This window comes from Haloferax sulfurifontis (assembly GCF_014635105.1).
Lineage (GTDB): Archaea > Halobacteriota > Halobacteria > Halobacteriales > Haloferacaceae > Haloferax > Haloferax denitrificans.
This window is the reverse complement of record NZ_BMCI01000004.1, coordinates 73,978-93,353: the sequence shown is the minus strand read 5'-3', so window position 1 is coordinate 93,353 and position 19,376 is coordinate 73,978. Positions and strand designations below refer to the sequence as shown.

22 protein-coding genes are annotated in these 19,376 nt (G+C 68.7%); 10 read left to right on the top strand and 12 right to left on the bottom strand.

Going from position 1 to position 19,376, the window contains the following annotated elements:
- Positions 1-44: 44 nt before the first annotated feature.
- The 3 genes from IEV64_RS11985 (at position 45) to IEV64_RS11975 (ending at position 2,575) form a co-directional block, all read left to right on the top strand.
- Positions 45-1,148, top strand: a complete 1,104-nt coding sequence (locus tag IEV64_RS11985; protein ID WP_007274743.1) for a hemolysin family protein — start codon at positions 45-47, stop codon at positions 1,146-1,148.
- A 92-nt stretch (positions 1,149-1,240) separates the two neighbouring features.
- Positions 1,241-2,347, top strand: coding sequence for a M24 family metallopeptidase (locus tag IEV64_RS11980; RefSeq protein WP_188423972.1), 1,107 nt, complete (start codon positions 1,241-1,243; stop codon positions 2,345-2,347).
- Positions 2,348-2,386: 39 nt separating this feature from the next.
- Complete coding sequence (locus tag IEV64_RS11975; RefSeq protein WP_007274741.1) at positions 2,387-2,575, top strand: DUF7987 family protein; 189 nt, start codon at positions 2,387-2,389, stop codon at positions 2,573-2,575.
- 52 nt (positions 2,576-2,627) lie between these two features.
- Here IEV64_RS11975 and IEV64_RS11970 read toward each other — a convergent pair whose 3' ends face one another.
- Together IEV64_RS11970 and IEV64_RS11965 are read right to left on the bottom strand one after the other, a co-directional pair.
- Positions 2,628-3,731 carry a phosphotransacetylase family protein gene (locus IEV64_RS11970; protein WP_188423971.1) on the bottom strand — a complete coding sequence of 368 codons (1,104 nt, stop codon included), beginning with the start codon at positions 3,729-3,731 and terminating at the stop codon, positions 2,628-2,630.
- Between the two features lie 26 nt (positions 3,732-3,757).
- Positions 3,758-5,851, bottom strand: coding sequence for an acetate--CoA ligase family protein (locus tag IEV64_RS11965; RefSeq protein ID WP_188423970.1), 2,094 nt, complete (start codon positions 5,849-5,851; stop codon positions 3,758-3,760).
- Between the two features lie 208 nt (positions 5,852-6,059).
- Between IEV64_RS11965 and IEV64_RS11960 the strand changes: the two genes are divergently transcribed.
- The 3 genes from IEV64_RS11960 to IEV64_RS11950 all read left to right on the top strand — a co-directional run bounded on the left by IEV64_RS11960 (position 6,060) and on the right by IEV64_RS11950 (position 8,315).
- Entirely contained in the window at positions 6,060-6,320 is a 261-nt protein-coding gene (locus tag IEV64_RS11960) for a DUF8066 domain-containing protein (RefSeq protein WP_004977621.1), read from the top strand.
- Positions 6,321-6,530: 210 nt separating this feature from the next.
- Positions 6,531-7,283, top strand: coding sequence for a mechanosensitive ion channel family protein (locus IEV64_RS11955; RefSeq protein ID WP_188423969.1), 753 nt, complete (start codon positions 6,531-6,533; stop codon positions 7,281-7,283).
- Positions 7,284-7,517: 234 nt separating this feature from the next.
- A complete protein-coding gene (locus IEV64_RS11950; RefSeq protein ID WP_188423968.1) occupies positions 7,518-8,315 on the top strand; it encodes a ZIP family metal transporter in 798 nt (265 codons plus the stop codon).
- Between the two features lie 95 nt (positions 8,316-8,410).
- Here IEV64_RS11950 and IEV64_RS11945 read toward each other — a convergent pair whose 3' ends face one another.
- The 3 genes from IEV64_RS11945 to IEV64_RS11935 form a co-directional block, all read right to left on the bottom strand.
- On the bottom strand, positions 8,411-8,695 hold the full coding sequence (locus IEV64_RS11945) for a DUF7545 family protein (protein WP_188423967.1): 285 nt from the start codon (positions 8,693-8,695) through the stop codon (positions 8,411-8,413).
- A gap of 126 nt (positions 8,696-8,821) precedes the next feature.
- Entirely contained in the window at positions 8,822-9,577 is a 756-nt protein-coding gene (locus IEV64_RS11940; RefSeq protein WP_007274734.1) for an ABC transporter permease, read from the bottom strand.
- Positions 9,574-10,527, bottom strand: coding sequence for an ABC transporter ATP-binding protein (locus tag IEV64_RS11935; protein ID WP_188423966.1), 954 nt, complete (start codon positions 10,525-10,527; stop codon positions 9,574-9,576). Before IEV64_RS11935 ends, IEV64_RS11940 begins: the two co-directional genes overlap by 4 nt.
- Before the next feature lie 141 nt (positions 10,528-10,668).
- Here IEV64_RS11935 and IEV64_RS11930 point away from each other — a divergent pair, with 141 nt between their 5' ends.
- Complete coding sequence (locus tag IEV64_RS11930; RefSeq protein ID WP_007274732.1) at positions 10,669-12,066, top strand: PQQ-dependent sugar dehydrogenase; 1,398 nt, start codon at positions 10,669-10,671, stop codon at positions 12,064-12,066.
- A 30-nt stretch (positions 12,067-12,096) separates the two neighbouring features.
- Here IEV64_RS11930 and IEV64_RS11925 read toward each other — a convergent pair whose 3' ends face one another.
- Positions 12,097-13,095 carry a Gfo/Idh/MocA family protein gene (locus IEV64_RS11925; RefSeq protein WP_188423965.1) on the bottom strand — a complete coding sequence of 333 codons (999 nt, stop codon included), beginning with the start codon at positions 13,093-13,095 and terminating at the stop codon, positions 12,097-12,099.
- Positions 13,096-13,174: 79 nt separating this feature from the next.
- Here IEV64_RS11925 and IEV64_RS11920 point away from each other — a divergent pair, with 79 nt between their 5' ends.
- Together IEV64_RS11920 and IEV64_RS11915 are read left to right on the top strand one after the other, a co-directional pair.
- The gene (locus IEV64_RS11920; protein ID WP_188423964.1) at positions 13,175-13,396 is read left to right on the top strand and encodes a hypothetical protein; all 222 of its coding nucleotides are present in this window, start codon (positions 13,175-13,177) and stop codon (positions 13,394-13,396) included.
- Between the two features lie 52 nt (positions 13,397-13,448).
- Positions 13,449-14,471, top strand: coding sequence for an aldo/keto reductase (locus tag IEV64_RS11915; RefSeq protein WP_007274729.1), 1,023 nt, complete (start codon positions 13,449-13,451; stop codon positions 14,469-14,471).
- Positions 14,472-14,544: 73 nt separating this feature from the next.
- Here the strand turns inward: IEV64_RS11915 and IEV64_RS11910 are convergent, their stop codons facing one another.
- The 4 genes from IEV64_RS11910 to cyoE all read right to left on the bottom strand — a co-directional run bounded on the left by IEV64_RS11910 (position 14,545) and on the right by cyoE (position 17,360).
- Positions 14,545-14,949 (bottom strand): metal-dependent hydrolase, encoded by a 405-nt coding sequence (locus IEV64_RS11910; RefSeq protein ID WP_007274728.1) that lies wholly within the window; start codon positions 14,947-14,949, stop codon positions 14,545-14,547.
- A 12-nt stretch (positions 14,950-14,961) separates the two neighbouring features.
- The gene (locus IEV64_RS11905; protein WP_004971007.1) at positions 14,962-15,195 is read right to left on the bottom strand and encodes a SelT/SelW/SelH family protein; all 234 of its coding nucleotides are present in this window, start codon (positions 15,193-15,195) and stop codon (positions 14,962-14,964) included.
- Between the two features lie 74 nt (positions 15,196-15,269).
- Complete coding sequence (locus tag IEV64_RS11900; protein WP_188423963.1) at positions 15,270-15,926, bottom strand: DUF7546 family protein; 657 nt, start codon at positions 15,924-15,926, stop codon at positions 15,270-15,272.
- Between the two features lie 27 nt (positions 15,927-15,953).
- Positions 15,954-17,360, bottom strand: coding sequence for a heme o synthase (cyoE, locus tag IEV64_RS11895; RefSeq protein WP_188423962.1), 1,407 nt, complete (start codon positions 17,358-17,360; stop codon positions 15,954-15,956).
- Between the two features lie 162 nt (positions 17,361-17,522).
- On the opposite strand from cyoE, the gene coxB reads away from it, so the two are divergent.
- Positions 17,523-18,284 (top strand): cytochrome c oxidase subunit II, encoded by a 762-nt coding sequence (coxB, locus tag IEV64_RS11890; protein WP_007274725.1) that lies wholly within the window; start codon positions 17,523-17,525, stop codon positions 18,282-18,284.
- Between the two features lie 116 nt (positions 18,285-18,400).
- Here the strand turns inward: coxB and IEV64_RS11885 are convergent, their stop codons facing one another.
- The gene (locus IEV64_RS11885) at positions 18,401-18,829 is read right to left on the bottom strand and encodes an FAD synthase family protein (protein WP_007274724.1); all 429 of its coding nucleotides are present in this window, start codon (positions 18,827-18,829) and stop codon (positions 18,401-18,403) included.
- Positions 18,826-19,311 (bottom strand): Mov34/MPN/PAD-1 family protein, encoded by a 486-nt coding sequence (locus IEV64_RS11880; protein ID WP_049920512.1) that lies wholly within the window; start codon positions 19,309-19,311, stop codon positions 18,826-18,828. The genes IEV64_RS11885 and IEV64_RS11880 overlap by 4 nt, the downstream gene beginning before the upstream one ends.
- Positions 19,312-19,376: the final 65 nt, after the last annotated feature.

The following is a 19,376-nucleotide window of genomic DNA, read 5'->3' as shown; positions in this document are numbered from 1 at the left end:
GAGCCGACACCCTCAGGGGAGTCCGGTTCGAACGCTCGGTTCACATGGTAGGTGTCGAAACCGCGCTTCGCCTCGGCGGCGGCCTCGTGTTGTTGCTCGCGAACGCCTTCTTCGTCGTCTCGGAGTTCGCGATGACGCGCGTCCCGCAGTTCGACGAGTCCGCCTTCGAGGGCTCCCGCGGTCTCGAACTCGCGTGGGAGATGACAGAACGGCTGGAGGTGTACCTCTCGGGCTGTCAGGTCGGGATTACCATCGCCAGCGTCGGCCTCGGCGTCGTCGCCGAACCGGCGGTCGCGGCCACCTTCGACGCGGCCCTCGGCGGCGGCGGAGCGGCGGGTTCCCACACGTCGCTTTCGGTCGGGCTGGCGCTCGTCGTCATCAACCTCTCGCACGTCGTCCTCGGCGAGCAGGTGCCGACGTATCTCGGCGTCGAGCGCTCCCGCGCGGTGGCGAAGTACACCGCGCCCGTCCTCTACGGCTGGACGAAGCTGATGTACCCGGTCATCGTCGTCGCCGACTGGCTTGCGAAGCGCCTGCTGTCGCTCGGCGGCGTGGAGATAACCCGGTCGTGGCAGGAGGCCGAACTCGACGACGAGGACGGCGACGGCTCCGCGGGCGAGGGACCCCGGCTCAGTCGCGGCGAGGTCCGAAGCCAGATGGGGGACATCCTCTCGCAGGGCTCGCTTCCGAAGGACCGCCGCGAGGAGGTGCTCAACGCGCTCCGCATCGGCGAGTTACCCGTCCGCGACGTGATGGTCCCCGCGGACCGCGTCGTCGCGCTCTCGGCCGACGCGACCACGGACGATAACCTCGAACGCGTCCGGGCGAACCCCCAGCACTCGCGGTTCCCGCTCGTCGGCGACTCGCTCGACGACGTGCGCGGCGTCGTCTACGCGCCGACGGTGCTCTCGAACATCGACCGCCTCCAGTCGGGCGACCGCCGCCTCGACGACATCGCCGCGCCCCCGCTTTCGGTCCCCTCGGACCTCTCGGTCAGCGACCTCATCGACCGCTTCCAAGCAGAGAATCAGGAGCTCGCCATGGTCCGCGACCCCCAAAGCGGCTCCGTGGTCGGTCTCGTGACCGCCTCCGACGCCTTCGAGTCCATCACCGGCCAGCTCTACGACCCGCTGGACCTCGGAGCGTAGGGCGCCCGAGGGGCGGGCCGACCGGTGGCCAGCGCCCCGGCACGCGCTCGCAGACCGCCCACGCTTTTCTCCCGGCGCTCGTATCGACTCGCATGACGCCCTTCGAACGACGGACCCGCGCCTGCCAGGAGCGACTGACCGACGCGGACGCCGACGCGACCGTGTTGTTCCCCAGCCGAAACCTGCTGTACCTCTCGGGCTTCGACGAAGCGCCCGCGGAACGCCATCTGCTTCTTTTCGTCCCCCGCGAGGGCGACCCGGTGTTTCTCGTCCCAGACCTCTACGAGACGCAGGTCCGCGCCGAGTCGTGGGTCGCCGACGTGCGCACGTGGAGCGACGACGACGACCCGCGGGACGCCCTCGCGGACATCGTCTCGGACCTCGCCCTCGCCGGCGGCCGCGTCCTCGTCGACGACACGATGTGGGCGCGCTTCTCGCAGGACCTCCGGGCGGCGCTTCCCGACGCCGACTTCGGCCTCGCGGGCGAGGTCGTCGCGCCGCTCCGCGCGCGGAAGGACGACGCCGAACTCGACGCGCTCCGCCGCGCCGGGGCGGCCGTCGACCGCGCCGTCGAGCGCGTCCGCGACATGGGCGACGACGTCGTCGGCATGACCGAGAACGAACTCGCGGCGGAAATCGAGCGGCTCCTCGCCGACGAGGGCGGCGAGGGGATTCCCTTCGGCCCGCTCGTCGGCTCCGGCCCGAACGGGGCGATGCCGCACCACAGCCACGGCGACCGAGTCATCGAGTCGGGCGACCCGGTCGTCCTCGACTTCGGCACCGTCGTCGACCACTACCCGAGCGACCAGACCCGGACCGTCGTCTTCGCCGGCGAGCCGCCCGCGGAGTTCGCGGAGGTCCACGGCGTCGTGCAGGCCGCCCGGACCGCCGCCGTCGAGGCCGTCGAACCGGGCGTCGCCGCCGGCGACGTCGACCGCGCGGCCCGCGAGGTCATCGAGGAGGCGGGCTACGGCGACCGCTTCATCCACCGGACCGGCCACGGCGTCGGCCTCGACGTGCACGAAGAGCCGTACATCGTCGCCGGGAGCGACCGCGAACTCGAAGTCGGCCACGTCTTCAGCGTCGAACCGGGAATCTACCTCCCCGACGAGTTCGGCGTCCGAATCGAAGACCTCGTCGTCGTCACCGACGACGGCGCGGAACTCCTGAACGACACCGACCGCGGCTGGCGCTGTTAGGTGCAAAGCTGTTAACTCGCTGACTGCCGTAGCGGGCGCATGGTCTCCCGACAGACGCTCGTCGTCACCGGGTTCGTCCTCGCCGCCCTCCCGGTCGCCTACCTCGTGGAGGAGGCCACCGGGCAGTTCACCGTCTCGTTTCTCGCACTGCTCGCCGTCGGCGTCGTCGCGCCGTCGCTCGTCAACGACTACCTCGATAGTCGCGAGGGCGACGGAAACGGGGCCTGAGTCCGAAGCCCGAAAAAAAGCAACGCAGTCGAGACTGCCGGCGCGTCAGTCGTTACTCGTCGTCGCCGTCGACAGCGTCGTCACCGGACGGTTCGATGTCCCCGATGATGGCGTCGATGTCGGCGTGTTCGTACAGCAGGTCGCGCATCCGGTTGACCGTGCGCTCGTCGCGGGTGCGGCCCGTGCTGACGATGTCCTCGGCGCGGTCGGTCACAGAGAGCGTGTCGCCGTTGACGAGGAGCACCGGGACGCCCTTCTGTTCGGCCTTGCCGATGACGGCCCCGACGGGTCGGTGGCCGCCGGTGAGGATGATACACTTGACGCCGGGGGCTTCGAGCGCGGCGCGCTGGATGTTCGCGCGGTCGCCGCCGGTGATGACCGCGGCGTTCTTCGTGCGGCGGAAGTAGCGGAGCGCCGCGTCGCCGCCCATCGCGCCGACGAGGAAGCGCTCGACGAAGGCGTCGGTCGGCGCGTCGGTGGCGAAGTCCGCGCCGAGTTCGTTCGCGAGTTCCTCGACGGTGACGCCCGCGAGGTCCTTTTCGGTCGGGACGACGCCGAGGACGGGGACGCCGCGGGCTTCGAGGAACGGCGCGATCTCGGTTTCGAGTTCGTCGTAGACGGCGTCGCTCACGCGGTTGAACACGACGCCGGCGAGGCGGTCGGGGCCGATGTCTTCGACCGCCGCGACCACGTCGTCGAGGTCGCTCGGGTGCTGGTAGTCGGCGACGAGGATGACCTCGGCGTCGAGGAGGTTCGCCACGTCGCCGTCGGTGAGGTCGACGATGCCGCCGGTGCGGTAGGAGCCGCCGCCCTCGACGAGCATCAGGTCCTTGCCGGCCGAGATGTCCTCGAAGTGGTGGGAGATGACCTCCGAGAGCTCGTCGGCGTTCTCCTTGCCGCGGACGGCGCCCTGGATGAACGTCGGGGAGTAGACGACGGGTTCGAGCTGGTGCATCTCGGCGTCGATGTCGAGCAGTTCTCGGGCGAGCATCGGGTCCTCGTCGAGGGTCTTGCCGGTGCTGGACTGCAGGCGGGTGCCCTTGGGCTTCATGTAGCCCACGTCCAGCCCGCGCTCCTTGGCGAGGACGCCGAGTGCGAGCGTGATTGCGGTCTTCCCGGTGCTTTCTCCGGTCGAGGTGACGAGTACCGTGTTCATTGTTGAGTGATAGGGTGGTGAAGTGTTTAAAGTTCGTCCGGGTCGACGGTGAGTCGAACGTCGACGGCCTTCACGCCGTCCGGCAGGGCGACGAGCGGGTTGATGTCGAGTTCGAGGATGGCCGGGAAGTCGGTGACGAGCTGGGAGAGCCGCTGGATGGTCTCCGTGATGCCGCCGATGTCGACCGGGTCGTTACCGCGGGCACCGCGGAGCATCGGCGCGGCGTCGATCTCTTTCGTCATGTCTTCTGCTTCCGTCTCGGAGACGGGCGCGACGCGGAACGTCGTGTCTTCGAGGATTTCCACGAAGATGCCGCCGAGACCGAACATCATGAGCGGGCCGAACTGCGGGTCGCGGTTCATGCCGACGATGGTCTCGACGCCGTCGTCGAGGTTCACCATCTCCTGGACCTGCACGCCGAGGATGTTGGCGTCGGGCTGGTAGTTCTTCGCGCGGGTGACGAGGTCCTCGTAGGCGTCGTAGACGTCCTCGTTTCCGACGCCGACCTTGACGCCGCCGATGTCGGACTTGTGGAGGATGTCCGGGCTGACGATTTTCATCACGACGTCGCCGTCGATGTTCTCGGCGACTTCGAGCGCGTCGGCGGGGTCGTCGACGATGTCGCCGGTCGGCGTCTCGATGCCGTAGGCGTCGAGCAGTTCCATCGCCTCGACGCCGAGGCGGGTGTCGTCGCGGTCCTCGACGGTTTCGAGGATTTCGCGGGCGCGCTCGCGGTCCACGTCGAACTCGGTGGGCGCGTCGTACTCGCGCTGGCGGATGTCGGCGTACTTCGAGAGGGCTTCGAGGCCGTCGACGGCGCGCGAGGGGTCGAAGTAGTTCGGGATGCCCGCGTCTTTCATCACGTCGGAGGCGGTGTCGACGCGCTCGCCGCCCATGAAACAGGCGGCGATGGGCTTGTCGTGTTTCTCCTGTAGCTCGACGGTGTCGGCGGCGAGTTGGTTGTAGTCGAGGACGGCCGTCGGACAGGTCAGGACGAGCGCCATGCCGACGTTGTCGTCGGCGAGCGCCACGTCGAGGGCCTCCTTGAACCGGGCGTTGTCGGCGTCGCCGACGATGTCGACCGGGTTGTAGATGTTCCCCTCGGCGGGGAGCGACTCGGAGAAGGCCTCGAGCGTCTCGTCGGTGAAGCCGGCCATCTTCAGCTCCGACTCGCCGATGGCGTCGGTCGTCATGACGCCGGGGCCGCCGGCGTTCGTGATGACGGCCACGTCCTTGTTCTCGGGGAGCGGCTGGTCGCCCAGCACGCGGGCGGTGTCGAACAGGTGCTGGACGGACTCCGCGCGGATGACGCCCGCCTGTTCGAGGCCGGCCTCGTAGGCGGCGTCGGAGCCGGCGATGGTTCCGGTGTGCGAGGAGGCGGCCTGCGCGCCGGCGTCGGTCTTGCCGGACTTGACGAGGACGATGGGCGTGTCCTTCGTCACGTCGCGGGCGGAGTCGATGAACTCGCGGCCCGCGGAGATGCCCTCGAGGTAGCCGATGATGACCTCGGTGTCGGGGTCGTCGTTCCACGTCTCGATGAAGTCGGCCTCGTCGAGGACGGCCTTGTTACCCAACGAGACGATGTCCTTGAAGCCGATGTCCTCGTCGTTGGCCCAGTCGATGACGGCCGTGATGAACGCGCCCGACTGGCTCATGAACGACATGTTGCCGTCGAGGGCCATGTCGGGGCCGAACGTCGCGTTCATGCCCACGTCCGTGTTCATGATGCCCAGACTGTTCGGGCCGACGACGTTGAGGTCGTACTCCTCGGCGATATCGCGGAGTTCCTGCTCGCGGGCGGCGCCCTCACTGCCCGTCTCGCCGAAGCCGGCGGTGATGACGACCACGTTCTGGATACCCGCCTCCCCGGCGGACTTCATCGCCGGCAGGACGACCTTCGGGGGAACGACGATGACCGCGAGGTCGGCGTTCGTCTCGCCGACGTCGCCGTAGCACTGCAGGCCGAACAGTTCGTCGTACTTGGGGTTGACCGGAACGACCTCACCGTCGAACTCGTCGATGAGGTTGTCCATGATTGCCCGCCCGATTGCTCCTTCGCGCTCGGTCGCACCGACCACCGCGATTCGGTTCGGCGCGAACAATTCGGATAGCTCTCCCATTGGTTGTTGATTCCCGTCATTGACTGATAAACTCGGTGGTGTGGGGCGTCTCACGGCCTTTGGTGGCACGATACAGTAGCGCAATTAATCGGTATGGTTCGTGATTCATACCACAGAATTGGGCCGGTTACGCTCGTCAGTAGGGGGTCGACACCGCCGGCCCGCGACGGCCAAACACATAATGTCATCCCCTGAAAACGATGGGGTTGTGTCGAACCCCTCCCCCGACGCGCCGCTTCATCGGTCCACCGGCGCGAAAGTCGCCGTCGTCGTCTTCCTCGTGTTGACGCTCGCCTACGCGCTCCTCATCGCCCAGCAGATTCTCGCGTGGGTGTTCCTCGTCGTCGCCGTCGTCGTCCTCTGGTACGCCGCTCGGCTCGTCGTCGCCATGGAAGAAATCGCGACACAGCTCGGCCGCCTCGCCGACGAGCGCACCGAGTCCCGCGACCGCGGCGACGAATCAAGCTGAGATTAAATCGCGGCCGACGCGCCCGAACCCGAGACGGTCTCGCCCGCGAATCGGTCGGGCGAGAATCAAAAAGCCCACCGCGAAATCCGTCTGTTCGTCCGTTTCCGCCGAGTATCGGCGAAATCTGAGGGTACCGATTACGAGATAATTTCGGTCACGGTTCTTCTATTATTAACTAACTGTCGGGAGCGCGATGTTCCACCCGGAACAATGTATCCGTTACAAGTCACGTTGACCGAGTCCATCGCGGAGTTGACCAACGCCGTGCTCGCGTTCGTCCCGCGGCTCGTGGGCGCGCTGTTAATCCTCATCGTCGGCTGGTTCATCGGCAGTATCGCGGCCCGCCTCATCACGCGAATCGCCGACCGCGTCGAGGTCGACAAGGCAGTGTTGGCGACGCCCGTCGGGAAGATTCTCGGCGGAACAGAAAAGGCGGTATCGAGCGCGTTCGGGACGCTCGGCAAGTGGTTCGTCTACGCCATCGCCGTCCTCGCGGCCGCCGACGTGCTCGCGGTCGACCTGTTTTCCGAGTGGGTCTCGACCGCGGCGTCGTACGCGCCGTCGTTCGTGGCCGGTCTGCTCGTCATCGTCCTCGGGTTCGTCGTCGCCGACTTCATCGGTGACGCCATCACCCGGACCCGCGCGGCGACCGAGACGCCGTACACGAGCGTCTTCGCGGTCGGCACCCGGATGTTCCTCTACTTCACCGCCGTCGTCATCGGCCTGAGCACGATGGGCATCGACGTGGCCATCCTGTTCACCATCGCGCAGGCGTTCGCGTGGGGCATCGCCGCGGCCCTCGCCATCGGCGTCGGCGGCGCGGTCGCCTTCGGCGCGCGCGACTACGTCTCGGCCAACGTCGAGCGCTGGATGGGTTCGGCCCGCTCCGTCGCGGCCACCCCCGTCTCCCCGATGGGCGGCGACACCGACTCCCCCGAGGGCGCGTCGCCGGCCGACGACTGAACGCGCTCCGCCCGGTGTGCGCGCACCGCGGCACCGACACCTTTCTTCGCCGACTATCGCCGCCGAGCCGCCGCCCACGCCGATATATATCAGAATATCTATTCTAACTCTGGGCCGCACTTTTTGGCCTATCTAAACCATCTGAAGCCCTCTACTCGGCATTCAATGGTTTAGGCCAGCCAAAAATATCTGAGATATGATAATACTTATCGGCACCGAGTGGCTACGGTCGGTATGGACCAGTTTGCCGCTCTCACGTTCGTCTTTCTCGCCGGGCTCGTCACGGCCATTGCGACCGGTCTCGGCGCGATTCCGTTCTTCTTCGTCTCGGACGTGAGCGACCGCTGGAACGTGGCGCTGTGGGGTATCGCCTCGGGAATCATGGTGTCGGCGTCGCTGTTCGGCCTCGTCTTCGAGGGGCTCGCAAACGGGACGCCGCTCCAACTCGGTATCGGGATGCTCGCGGGCGTCGCGCTCGTCGTCGTCGCCCACCGCGTCATCGAGGGCGCGGACGTCAACCCTAAGCAGTACGAGGAGGCCGACTTCCGCAAACTGCTTTTGATTCTCGGCATCCTCACCGTCCACAGCTTCCCCGAGGGCGTCGCCGTCGGCGTCTCGTTCGCCGACCTCGGCCTCGACGGCGGTATCCAACTGTTCGGCTTCGTCGTCCCGCTACTCGCCGTGTTCATGACCATCGCCATCTCGATTCACAACGTCCCCGAGGGGCTGGCAATCTCCATCCCGCTCCGGTCGATGGAGGTCTCGAACTGGAAGCTCGTCTGGTGGGCCATCTTCTCCAGTCTGCCCCAGCCCATCGGCGCGGTCATCGCGTTCTACTTCGTCCGCATCGCCCGGGAGTTCCTCCCGTTCGGCTTCGGCTTCGCCGCGGGCGCGATGGTGTTTCTCGTCCTCACGGAGTTCATCCCCGAGGCGCTCGAACTCGGCGAACGCCTCCCGCGCGGCGGCCGGGTCGAACTGCTCGCGGGGCTCGTCGCCGGCTTCGCCGTCATGGTCCCGCTGGCGTTCATCTGAGCGCGGCGGACCCGCCGCGACGGCTCAGACGCGCGGCTCTCTCCTTCGACTCGGAACGACAGAGAAAACGCGTCGCCGCGAACCGCGACTTCGACTTAGTGCGAGTGGCCGAGCGCGTCCGACAGCGGGACGCCGAAGCGGTCTTCGAACAGTTCCTCCATCTTCTCGTTGATTTCGGCGATGTCGGCCGGCGCGCCGCCTTCGCTGTGGTGTGCGACGACGTGGGCCTGCTGTGCGAACGCCTGCACGACGACGTCGGCGACGACGTCGGTCGGCTCTTCGCCCTGCTCCGCGAAGATGTCGACGAGGCCCGCGGGGAGTTCGAGCGCCTCGGTGTCTCCGTCCGGTCCTTCGATGGTGTACGTCTCAGTTTCGACCATGCCACCACGTGGGGTCGGCCGCGGGTTAAGGCTTGAGTTTGCGGGCGCGTCGGACGCCCTCGCGAGCGTCCCGGACGCCCCGAGTCCCTCCGACTCACAGCTGGTGGACGAGCGGCGCGTGCGCTCTCAGTCCGTTCGCGGAATCGCCAGCGTCCCCGCCGCGAAGAAGGCGACAGCGAGGGCCGCGAGCACCGCGAGGTTCGTGAGCCAGTCGCCGCCGCCGTAGGTGAGCGCCCGGACGCCGCGGGCGAAGTACGTGAGCGGCGAGAGGTTCAGCGCCGGGACGAACCACGCCGGGAGCAGGTCGGGCGTCACGAACGTCTCCGAGAGGAAAAGCAAGGGAAGCGCGATGGCGTTGCTCGCGGCGATGACGCCGTCTTGTGAGTCGGCGACGCTACCGATGACGGCCCCGAGGCCGCAAAAGAGCGTCACGCCGAGCGCGACGAAGGGGACGATGGCGAGCGTCGCGGGCGTCAGCGGAATCGACGCGCCCGTCACGAGCGCCGACAGCGCGAGGAGCAACAGCGCCGCGAGGCCGATGACGACGACGTTGACGAGCGAGTGCGCGAGGAGCCACTCGGCGCGCGACAGCGGCGTCGTCGCCAGCTTCTCGAAGCGGCTCCCTTCTCGGTGGCGGGCGATGGTGCTCCCGACGCGAGACAGCGGCGTGAACAGCACGACGACCGCGAGATAGCCGGCGATGTAGTACTCCTTCGGCTCGGCGAACAGGCCGCCGCCGGTCGGCTGGGTCTGCACGAGCGCCCCGAAGATGACGACGATGATGGCGGGGAAGAAGAAGGTGAAGAAGACCGCCGTCCGCCGCCGGAGGAACGAGTGCCACGAGGCGACGAACTCCGAGCGGACGCGGGCGGCGAGGCTCATCTGTCACCTCCGACCGCGGCGGCCGCGGCGGGGCGGGCGGCCTCGAACTGCTCGCCGGTCAAAGAGAGGTAGACCTCTTCGAGACCGGGCTGTTTCCAGACGAGCGATTCGTACACGACGCCCGCGTCGTCGAAGGCGGCGACCACGTCGCCGATGTCGCGCGGGCCGACGCCGTGGACGGTGATGCCGTCGCCCGACACCGTCGCGTCGAGCGCGGCCGGGAGCGACACCGATTCGAGGGCCGCGTCGGCGTTGGCGTCGCCGTCGGTCCGGACGACGAGACGACTGTCGCCGCCGTACTCGGAGACGAGGTCGTCCGGCCGGCCGACCGTGACGAGCTCGCCCGCGTTGAGCAGGCCCACGCGGTCGGCGAGGCGCTCTATCTCCTCCATGGAGTGGCTGGTGAGAAACACCGTCGTCCCGCCGGCGGCGAGGCCCTCGACGAGCCCCCACAGCGACCGCCGACCCGCGGGGTCGATGCCGGTCGTCGGTTCGTCCAAAAACAGCACGTCGGGGTCGTTGACGAGCGTCAGGGCGATGCAGGCGCGGCGCTGTTGGCCGCCCGAGAGGTTCTCGTACCACGTGTCGGCGGCGTCGGCGAGACCGACCTCGTCGAGCACCGCGTCGGGGTCGCGGGCGTCGTCGTAGAGCCCGGCGTAGTAGGCCACGAGTTCGCGGGCGGTGAGCCGACCCGTGGGGCGGAACTCCTGCGGGAGGACGCCGAGGCGCTGGCGGTCCACCTCGGTCGGGTCGCGCCCGAGGATGGCCGCCGACCCCGAGTCCACCGCGGTCGTACCCGTGAGGGCGCGAACCAGCGTCGTCTTCCCCGCGCCGTTCGGACCGATGAGGCCGAAGACCTCCCCCTCGGCGACCGACAGGGAGACGCCCGAAAGCGCCTCCACGTCGCCGTAGGACTTCCTGAGGCCGTCGGCGGCGAGTACCTCGTCCATGTCGTACCCGTCGTCACTATCGGGTGGTAAGGGATTCGGAATCGCCGCTCGATTCGAGTCGTGGGGGCGGCGGGACAGCGGGGAGACCCAGCTGACCCGACCGTAGCAAGCCTTACTCCACTCGCGCCGCTCTACGTTGACATGAACGGTTCCCGACGCGACTTTCTCGCCGCGACCGGCGCGACCCTCTTGGGCGGGCTCGCGGGCTGTGCGAGCGCCCCGACCGACGGCGGTGGTGAAACGACCGACAGCGACGCGCCGACCGACGGGTCGACCACGACCGCGACCACGGGCGACGGCTCCGGCGGCTCCGGCGGCTCCCTCGCGGGCCTCGAAGTCGCCTACGAGACGGTGGCGACCGGGTTCGCCTCGCCGGTCGACGTGGCCATCCCCGAGGCGTTCGGCGGGAGCCGACGGTTCGTCGTCGACCAGCCCGGCCGGATGTGGCTCCACGACGACGCGGGACTGCAAAGCGAACCGTACCTCGACATCACAGACCGCGTCGTCGACCTCAACGGCTACGACGAGCGCGGCTTCCTCGGCGTCGCCTTCCACCCCGAGTTCGCCGACAACGGGCGGCTCTACCTCCGGTACAGCGCCCCGCGACGGTCGGGAACGCCCGCGAACTACAGTCACACGTTCGTCCTGAGCGAACTGACGGTCGACCCCGAGGCGACGACCGTCTCGGCCGACTCCGAGCGGACACTGCTCGAACTCCCCGAGCCCCAGCCGAACCACAACGCGGGAGCCGTCGCGTTCGGCCCGGACGGCTATCTCTACGTCGCCACGGGCGACGGCGGCGGCGCGAACGACGAGGGGCGCGGCCACGTCGACGACTGGTACGACGCCGTCACGGGCGGCAACGGACAGGACGTGACCGAGAACCTCCTCGGGAGCGTCCTCCGCATCGACGTGGACTCGACCGGCGGGGTCGCCGGCGACGACGACCGGCCCTACGGAATCCCCGAGGACAACCCGCTCGTCGGCTCCGACGGCCGCGACGAGCAGTACGCGTGGGGGCTCAGAAACCCGTGGCGGCTCTCGTTCGACGGCGAGGACTGCTACGTCGCCGACGTGGGTCAGGGCGCGTGGGAGGAGGTGAACCTGCTCGAAGCCGGCGGCAACTACGGCTGGAACGTCCGCGAGGGCGCACACTGCTTCCGCGCGGGCGACTGCCCGACCGAGACGCCCGACGGCGCGCCGCTCATCGACCCGGTGCTGGAGTACCCCCACAGCGGGGACGGCCCGTCCGGGGTGGCCGTCATCGGCGGCCACGTCTACCGCGGCGAGTCGATTCCGGCGCTGTCGGGCGCGTACGTCTTCGCCGACTGGCAGTCCGAGGGCAGACTGTTCGCCGCCCGCCCGAGCGAGTCGCGGCCGTGGGACATCGCGGAGCTTCCCGTGGCGGACCGCGACGACGGCGGCACGAACGTCCTCGCGTTCGGCCGCGCACCCGACGGCGAACTGTACGTCTGCACCAGCGACCGCCCGATTGTCACCGGGTCGTCGGGCGCGCTGAACCGGCTGACCGGCGCGTGAGCCTCGTCCCGCGCCTCCGAAGCCGGGGCGTCAGGCGTCGCCGTCGACGTTGACCCGCCTGCCCGTCGTCGCCGACTCGTAGGCCGCCTCGGTCAGCGCGGTCACGCGCAGGGCGTCCTCGGCCGGGATGGCGAGGTCGGCCTCGTCGCGGGCGGCGTCAACGAAGTTCCGGAGCTTCTTCCGGGTCAACTCCTCGAAGCCGGGCGTCGGCGGCGTGGCGGTGTAGGTCGTCCCGCCCTCCGTCACCTCGATGGTCTCGCCGTCGAAGGCGACCATCCCCTCGGTGCCGATGACGCGGAGCGACTCGCCGGGGTCCGGGACGCTCTGTCCGTCGCCGGAGACGCCGACGCTCGCGGTGAGGCGGTCGCCGTCGCGGTCGAGGACGACCGCGAGCGCCGCGTTCACGTCAACGTCGTGGCCGCGGTGGTCGACCGCCGCGGCGACCGTCACCGGTTTCGAGCGCGTCACCCAGAGCATCGCGTCGAGGAGATGCGACCCCGAGTCGTACAGTTGGCCGCCGCCCGACAGCGACGGGTCGCCGCGCCACTCGTCTTTCGTCCAGCGAATCCACTCCTGTTCGAGGTGGCAGACCACCATGTGCGGGTCGCCGATGCGGCCGCTGTCGACGACGCGCCGGAGTTCGTGGAACCGCGGGTCGAAGTGGCGCTGGTAGCCGACCGCGAGCGTGAGGCCGCGCTCGTCGGCGCGGTCGATGAGCACCCGCGCCCCGCCGAGGTCCGTCACCATCGGCTTTTCGAGGTGGACGTGAAGGTCGGCGTCGAGCGCGGCGAGCGCCTGGTCGAAGTGCTTGGTGTGCGGCGAGGCGATAGTCACCGCGTCGAGGAACTCGGCGTCCAGCAGTTCCGCGGTCGTTTCGTAGGTTGGCACGTCGAACTCGTCGCCGAACCGCTCGCGCACCTCGTCGGCGGGGTCGACGCCGGCGACGACGCGAACCCCCTCCAGTTCGTTGAGGAGGCGACACTCCAGCACACCGAGGCTTCCGAGGCCGATACCTGCGACTCTGAACATGGCGTAGTAGTCGCGCGGAAGCCGCAAAAGCGTGCGGGCGAGTCGCAAGGGCTTCCCGGGTGGCTCGTGTGGGTCGGCCATGGACGACGCAGTCCTCCAGCGGTTCGCCGTCGTACTCGCGTTGGTCGGGGTGGCCCTCCACGTCACGTCGCTCGCCGAGAACCCGTCGCAGGGGTTCGTCACCGTCGGGTTCGCGGTGCTCCTCCTCGCGCTCGCGCTCGGCGGCGCGCCGGTCGCGCGCGACCTGTTCGCGGCGGACGCGGCCCCCGCCGAACCGCCCGACGCCGGCGAACAACGCTGAACACCTCGCCGCTACTCACACGCTTTAGTCGCCGGCCGACGTGGCATCGACCATGAGCCTCGACTATCGACGACTCGGGTCGACCGGCACCCGCGTCTCGGAACTGTGCTTCGGCACGTGGCGATTCGGTCGAAAGAGTAGCGGCGTCCTCGAGACCGACGAGGAGGAAGCGCACGAACTCCTCGACGCGTTCGAGGAGCGCGGCGGGAACTTCATCGACACCGCCAACGTCTACGGGAATCCGAACGGCACCTCCGAGCAGTACATCGGCAACTGGCTGGCCGAGCGCGACCGCGAGGACTACGTGCTCGCCTCGAAGGTGTACTTCCCGTTCGACGAGGACAACCCCAACGGGCGCGGCCTCTCGCGGACCCACATCCGCAACCAAATCGAGGGGACGCTCGACCGCCTCGACACCGACTACCTCGACCTCTACTACATCCACCGCTGGGACGAGGAGACGCCCATCGAGGAGACGCTCCAGACGCTCAACGGCCTCGTCGAGGAGGGGAAGGTCAACTACCTCGGCGCGTCCACGATGGCCTCGTGGCAACTCACGAAGGCGCTGTGGAAATCCGACGTCAACGACTACGCCCGATTCGACGTGACCCAGCCGCTGTTCCACGCGGGCTACTACGAGGACGTGAAAGACTACCTCGACGTGTGCGGTGACCAGGACATCGCGATTTGTCCGTACTCGCCGCTCGCCGGAGGTTTTCTCACGGGCAAGTACGAGCGCGCCGACCCCGACGACCCCTCGAAGTACGTCGCGCCCGACGGCGCGCGCGGCTCGTTCGACGATCGCTTCGAGCGCTTCTACGTCTCCGAGCGCGGCTGGAAGGTGCTCGACGAGATTCGCGCCGTCGCCGACGAGGTCGACGCCAGCCCCGCACAGGTCGCGCTCCGCTGGCTGATGGACTACCCCGAGGCGACCGTCGTCCCCATCGTCGGCGCGCGGACGACCGACCAACTCGACGAGAACGTCGGCGCGGCCGACGTGGACATCTCGACCGACCAGTGGGAGCGCATCACGAACGCCCGCTACGACGAAGACGGCAAACGCTGGGGCCACTAAGCGACCGCGGGCGACGCGCGACGGGCGAGACGGACGACCCGGACGCCCCGGACGATTCCGACTCCGGCTTTTCTCACGCGATGCCGAGGTCTCGCAGGAAGTCGCAGACGACGTGGACGTAGAGCACGACCGCGAGGAACGCCGCGAGCGACCCGAGTCCCGAGAGCGCGAGCGCGCCGACCGCGACGCCGCCGACGAGGTGGTGGCTCAGGAGTCGCTTGCGGTCGAACTCGGTGTCGAACTCCTCGAACACCCGCTCTTGGTCGAGGAGGCCGACCCGCGGGTTCGTCACCGCGAGCCGCAGGTTCGCCCAGTCGCCGCGCTGGACGCGGGCGATGACGAAGTGGTCGAGGTCGATGAAGACGCTCGCGAACACCGCGCCGGCGACGAGAAGCGGCAGGCTCCCCGGCGGGTCCACGGCGAGCGCGGCGACCGCCCCGGCGACCGCGCCGACGGCGGCGTGTTCGAGTGATTTCACGTCCCGCCCCGCTCAGCCGACGTGCGGGCGGACCCGCCGGAGCACGAGGTCCGGGTCGAACTCGTCTTCCGACTTGTCCCAGACGCGCTCGCCGTCGACGGTGACGGTGAGGACGCCGTGGTCGCCCGTGACGAGCGCCACGCGGTCGAGTCGCTCGCCGAACTGTTCGAGGAGCGCGTGCTGGAGCTGTTCGGCGCGGTCGAGGAAGCCGCAGGGGACGCAGTATTCGATTTCGACCTCGGTCATGGCCGGACGTTCACGGCGCGCGGGTAAAAACGAGAGGGCGGGCGGCGAGCGCGTCCGCGGGAGCGAACCCGCGACTACTTCCCGAAGCCGGGCCGCCACCGGAGGAGGACCACGGTGACGAGGAAGACCAGCGTCGAGAGGTCGTACGAGAGCGTCGTCACGGTCGCCGCGACGGCCGTCCCGCCGCCGAAGACGCTCGTGGCGACCGACGCGAGGACGGGCCACGAACACGAGACGCAGGAAAAGAGGCCGACGACGCCGGAGACGGCCGCGCCCGCCGCCTCGACGACCGTGTCGTAGACGAGGAACGCGAGCGCCGCGTAGCCGACCACGCGCGCCGGCATGAGGACGAGGTTGAACAGGTCGCCGCCGTAGACGAGCGCCGGCCCCCATCCCGGCGGGAGGAAGGCGACGCGGACGCCGCTCGTCCCGCCGGGCACGGGCGAGGTGACGAGACCGCCGGCGACCGCGAGGAGCGCGAAGTAGCCGACGGCGACGGCGGCCGCCTTGCGCTTCGTCGCGGATGAGGCGGGGGCGACGTCGGTGTCGAACATGACCCAGAGGCCGACGATGACCCACGCGACGCCGTAGACGGCGTAACGCGGCGCGCCGACGCTCGCCTCGGTGAAAAGCAGGTAGACGAACGCCAGAATCAGCGTCGTGTTCACGGCGACGGCGGCGCGGAGCAGACTGGCCCGCGAGGGGCGGGGAAGTGCGGATGCGGTTGCCATGTGTTTGGGTGGTGTCGTAGTCGGTTCTCAGATTGCGAGCGTGTCGACGACGATGGCGAGGAGCAACATCCCGAGGTAGGCGTTCGAGGCGTGGAACGCCCGGAAGGCGGCGGTGTCGTCGCGCTCGTAGTGCAGGCGCACGACGAAGTAGAGGAACGCGCCGCCGAAGAGGATGCTCGTCACGAGGTAGACGACCCCGAGGGCGTCCATGACCGCGAGGCCGGCCGCCGAGACGAGCGTCGCGCCGAGCCACCAGAGGATGTGCTTTCGCGTCTCGGTCTCGCCGCGGACGACGGGCATCATCGGGAAGCCGCCGCGGGCGTAGTCGTCCTTGTAGGCCAGCGCGAGGTTGTAGAAGTGCGCGGGCGTCCACATGAAGATGACCACGGCGAGGACGAGACCGCCGAGGCCGACGTCGCCGGTGACGGCGACCCAGCCGATGAGCGCCGGAAGCGCGCCGGCCGCGCCGCCGATGACGGTGTTTTGGACCGTGTTGGGCTTCAGGATGAGCGTGTAGACGACGCTGTAGAAGGCGATGGCGACGACGCCGAGGACGGCCGCGAGCCAGTTGACGGACGCGAACAGCGCCACCGACGCGACCGTCAGGAGCAGGCCGAACGCGACGGCGTTGCGGACGGGGACGAGGTCGACCGCGAGCGGTCGGTCGCTCGTCCGTTGCATCCGGCGGTCCACGTCGCGTTCGAGGACGTGGTTGAACGTGCCGGACGCGCCGATAGAGAGGACGCCGCCGCCGAGGGTCGCCGCGATGACCTCGGGCGTGAGTCCGGGCGAGACGGTGCCGGCGAGCGCCATCGCCGCCGACGCGACGAGACAGAGGAGCCACATCAGCCGCGGCTTCATGAGCCGGAAGTACGCGTTGACCGTTGCCTTCGCGCGGGCGACCGGCTCGGTCGGAACGGGCGGTCGCTCGCCGTCGTCGGCCGGGGGGCTCATCGACGGGGTGCCGACCGGCGCGTCGTCGGGGTCGCCGGTGGCCGCTTCGAGGGTCCACGCGAGGGCGGCGACGAGGCCGCCGAAGATGACCATGCCGAGGACCAAGTGGAGCGTCGAGAGCGCGGCGCCGACGCCGACGGTGGCGACGACCGCGCCGAGACCGGCCTGCGCGGGGTAGAGCACCGCCGACACGGTGACGGTCGCTCGCACCCGGCGGGACGTGTCGGTCCGCCACGCCGAGACGAGCGTGGCGACCGCGAGGAGGCCGACGAGCACGGCCGCGACGCGGTGGCCGAGAGCGACCCAGCCGTCGAGCGTCGCGGGGAGCGAAAAGCCGTCGCCGCACGCGGGCCACGCGCTACAGGCGGCGGTCGCGTCCGTGAGCGCGGTCGTCGCGCCGACGATGAGCAGGAGATAGACGCCCATCGCGGTCGCCGCGAGCAGGCCGTGGAACGTGTTCGAACCGCGATTCGTGGCCACGAAATTCACCTACCGACGTGTTGGACCGTCCCGTATTTAGGACCCGCGCTTTTCCGCCTCGCGTTCGGGCGTCGCTCCCCGCGATATGGCGGGGTGGGGTTGATAAACGGCGGGCCGAGAGTCGGTACGCATTTATGCGGTTGTTCCTAACTCTCGCTCAGCATGAGAAAGACGCGTTTCGCGCTCGCGTCCCTGCTCGCGACGGCCGTGATGGCACTCGTTGCCACCCCCGCCGCCGCGCAGGCGTCTGCCACGTCGGAACTCATCAACCAGCTGAACGGGGAGCTACTGTACGTCGCCATCCCGATCACCGTGCTGGTGGAGGTCATCCTCCTCTACACCGTCATCAAGTTCCGCAACAGCGAGCGCGCACTGCCGACCAAGGAGAATCGCCGGCTCGAAATCACGTGGACCATCGCGACAGCGATTATCCTGCTTTTCGTCGGCGTCGCCTCCTACGGCGTGCTGGCCAACGAGAACGTCACGCACCAGGGCAACGACATCGCCATGGACGACGACCCGGTCGTCGTCACGGCCGAGGCGTACCAGTGGGGCTGGAACATGTACTACCCCGAGGAGGGTAACTTCTCGTCGGGCAACGAGATCGTCATCCCCGCCGACCGCCCCGTCTACTTCCAAATCACCTCAGCGGACGTGATACATGGATTCCACGTCCCCGAACTCGCGCTCAAACAGGACGCGATGCCGGGTTCGACGAACACCATCAAGACCGTCGCCTACGAGGAAGGCACCTACCAGGGCTACTGTACTGAGTACTGCGGCGTCGCGCACTCCCAGATGTACTTCACCGTCGAAGTCGTCTCGCAGGACGAGTATCAGAACTGGCTCGACGAGCAACAGTCGGCCAACAGCGAATCGTCGTCTTCGTCCTCGAACAGCACCGCGACGAACTCCACGCAGTAACGCATCCCTTCTCTTTCGACCCTCGCCGCCGAGTGACGACGCTCGCGCTCGTCGCGGTCGGTCGTCGGAAAATCAGTCGGCAGTTCGCAGTTCGGGTCGTCTTCCGCGGCGAGCACTCAACAGCGCCGCTCGACGATGCGGTCGATGATGCGGCCCGTCGAGAGCAGTTCGTCGTCGTGGCGTGGCTCCCGCGGCGTCGCGCGCGTGACCTCGCAGTCGATGCCGCGGGCGTCGAGCGCGGCTTTGATTCCCTCCTCGTCGTGGTGTTGGTCGTAGCCGAGGACGATGACGTCGGGGTCGATGTTCTCGATGGGGACGAAGATGTCCTCGGCGTGGCCGAGGTGCGCCTCGTCGACCACGTCGAGGGCGGCGACCATGTCGCGGCGCTGGCGGTCGTCGAGAATCGGCTTCGGCTTGTGCGTCACGTTCTCGCCGCGGGCGATGATGACGTGGAGTTCGTCGCCGAGCGACGCGGCGTCCGAGAGGTAGTGGACGTGGCCGGGGTGGAGGATGTCGAAGGTGCCCTGCGCGATGACCCGTCTCATCGGTCTAACTCCGCGTCGATGTCGTCCTGCGTGAAGTCGAAGAACGATTCGGGGTCGGGGAGGTCGACGTCGAGCACGTCGAGGTCGCGGACCTCGCCGGACTGGTCGAACGCCTCCCAGTCGTCGGGGCCGTACGGCGAGCCGATGATGATGTGGACCCGACCGCTCCCGAACGTGTCGAGGTCGGCGTCGCTCGGGCGGAGGACGCCGTTCGGGTGCGAGTGAATCGACCCGACGGCGCGGAAGTCGTTCGGCACGAGGTCGTTTCTGACGGTCGCGCTGACGGGGTCCGAGACGGTCCCCGGGATGATGAGCACGTCCGTCACGACGTAGCCGTCGCGGTCGACGCCGACCCGGCGGGCCTCCTCGCCGCGGAGGAGGCCCATGTACTCGTTCGGATGCGTCTCCGCAGAGGCTTCGAGCGCGAAGTCGAGGGCGTCGGCGGCGATACCGACGACCTCCCGCGACCGGAAGAGTCGCATACCGAACCGTCCGCGGGCGCTCCATCTAAGGGTTCCGGAACGCCGAGTCGGTCGCCGGAACGGAA

Bases quoted from the DNA above. Each gene is read 5' to 3' on its own strand.
- IEV64_RS11915 (WP_007274729.1), top strand. From the start codon at position 13,449: ATGAGCCTCGACTATCGACGACTCGGGTCGACCGGCACCCGCGTCTCG.
- IEV64_RS11985 (WP_007274743.1), top strand. From the start codon at position 45: ATGGTAGGTGTCGAAACCGCGCTTCGCCTCGGCGGCGGCCTCGTGTTG.
- IEV64_RS11920 (WP_188423964.1), top strand. From the start codon at position 13,175: ATGGACGACGCAGTCCTCCAGCGGTTCGCCGTCGTACTCGCGTTGGTC.
- IEV64_RS11880 (WP_049920512.1), bottom strand. From the start codon at position 19,311: ATGCGACTCTTCCGGTCGCGGGAGGTCGTCGGTATCGCCGCCGACGCC.
- IEV64_RS11940 (WP_007274734.1), bottom strand. From the start codon at position 9,577: ATGAGCCTCGCCGCCCGCGTCCGCTCGGAGTTCGTCGCCTCGTGGCAC.
- IEV64_RS11955 (WP_188423969.1), top strand. From the start codon at position 6,531: ATGTATCCGTTACAAGTCACGTTGACCGAGTCCATCGCGGAGTTGACC.
- IEV64_RS11950 (WP_188423968.1), top strand. From the start codon at position 7,518: ATGGACCAGTTTGCCGCTCTCACGTTCGTCTTTCTCGCCGGGCTCGTC.
- coxB (WP_007274725.1), top strand. From the start codon at position 17,523: ATGAGAAAGACGCGTTTCGCGCTCGCGTCCCTGCTCGCGACGGCCGTG.
- IEV64_RS11935 (WP_188423966.1), bottom strand. From the start codon at position 10,527: ATGGACGAGGTACTCGCCGCCGACGGCCTCAGGAAGTCCTACGGCGAC.
- IEV64_RS11975 (WP_007274741.1), top strand. From the start codon at position 2,387: ATGGTCTCCCGACAGACGCTCGTCGTCACCGGGTTCGTCCTCGCCGCC.
- IEV64_RS11925 (WP_188423965.1), bottom strand. From the start codon at position 13,095: ATGTTCAGAGTCGCAGGTATCGGCCTCGGAAGCCTCGGTGTGCTGGAG.
- IEV64_RS11945 (WP_188423967.1), bottom strand. From the start codon at position 8,695: ATGGTCGAAACTGAGACGTACACCATCGAAGGACCGGACGGAGACACC.
- IEV64_RS11900 (WP_188423963.1), bottom strand. From the start codon at position 15,926: ATGGCAACCGCATCCGCACTTCCCCGCCCCTCGCGGGCCAGTCTGCTC.
- IEV64_RS11970 (WP_188423971.1), bottom strand. From the start codon at position 3,731: ATGAACACGGTACTCGTCACCTCGACCGGAGAAAGCACCGGGAAGACC.
- IEV64_RS11965 (WP_188423970.1), bottom strand. From the start codon at position 5,851: ATGGGAGAGCTATCCGAATTGTTCGCGCCGAACCGAATCGCGGTGGTC.
- IEV64_RS11980 (WP_188423972.1), top strand. From the start codon at position 1,241: ATGACGCCCTTCGAACGACGGACCCGCGCCTGCCAGGAGCGACTGACC.
- IEV64_RS11905 (WP_004971007.1), bottom strand. From the start codon at position 15,195: ATGACCGAGGTCGAAATCGAATACTGCGTCCCCTGCGGCTTCCTCGAC.
- IEV64_RS11885 (WP_007274724.1), bottom strand. From the start codon at position 18,829: ATGAGACGGGTCATCGCGCAGGGCACCTTCGACATCCTCCACCCCGGC.
- IEV64_RS11930 (WP_007274732.1), top strand. From the start codon at position 10,669: ATGAACGGTTCCCGACGCGACTTTCTCGCCGCGACCGGCGCGACCCTC.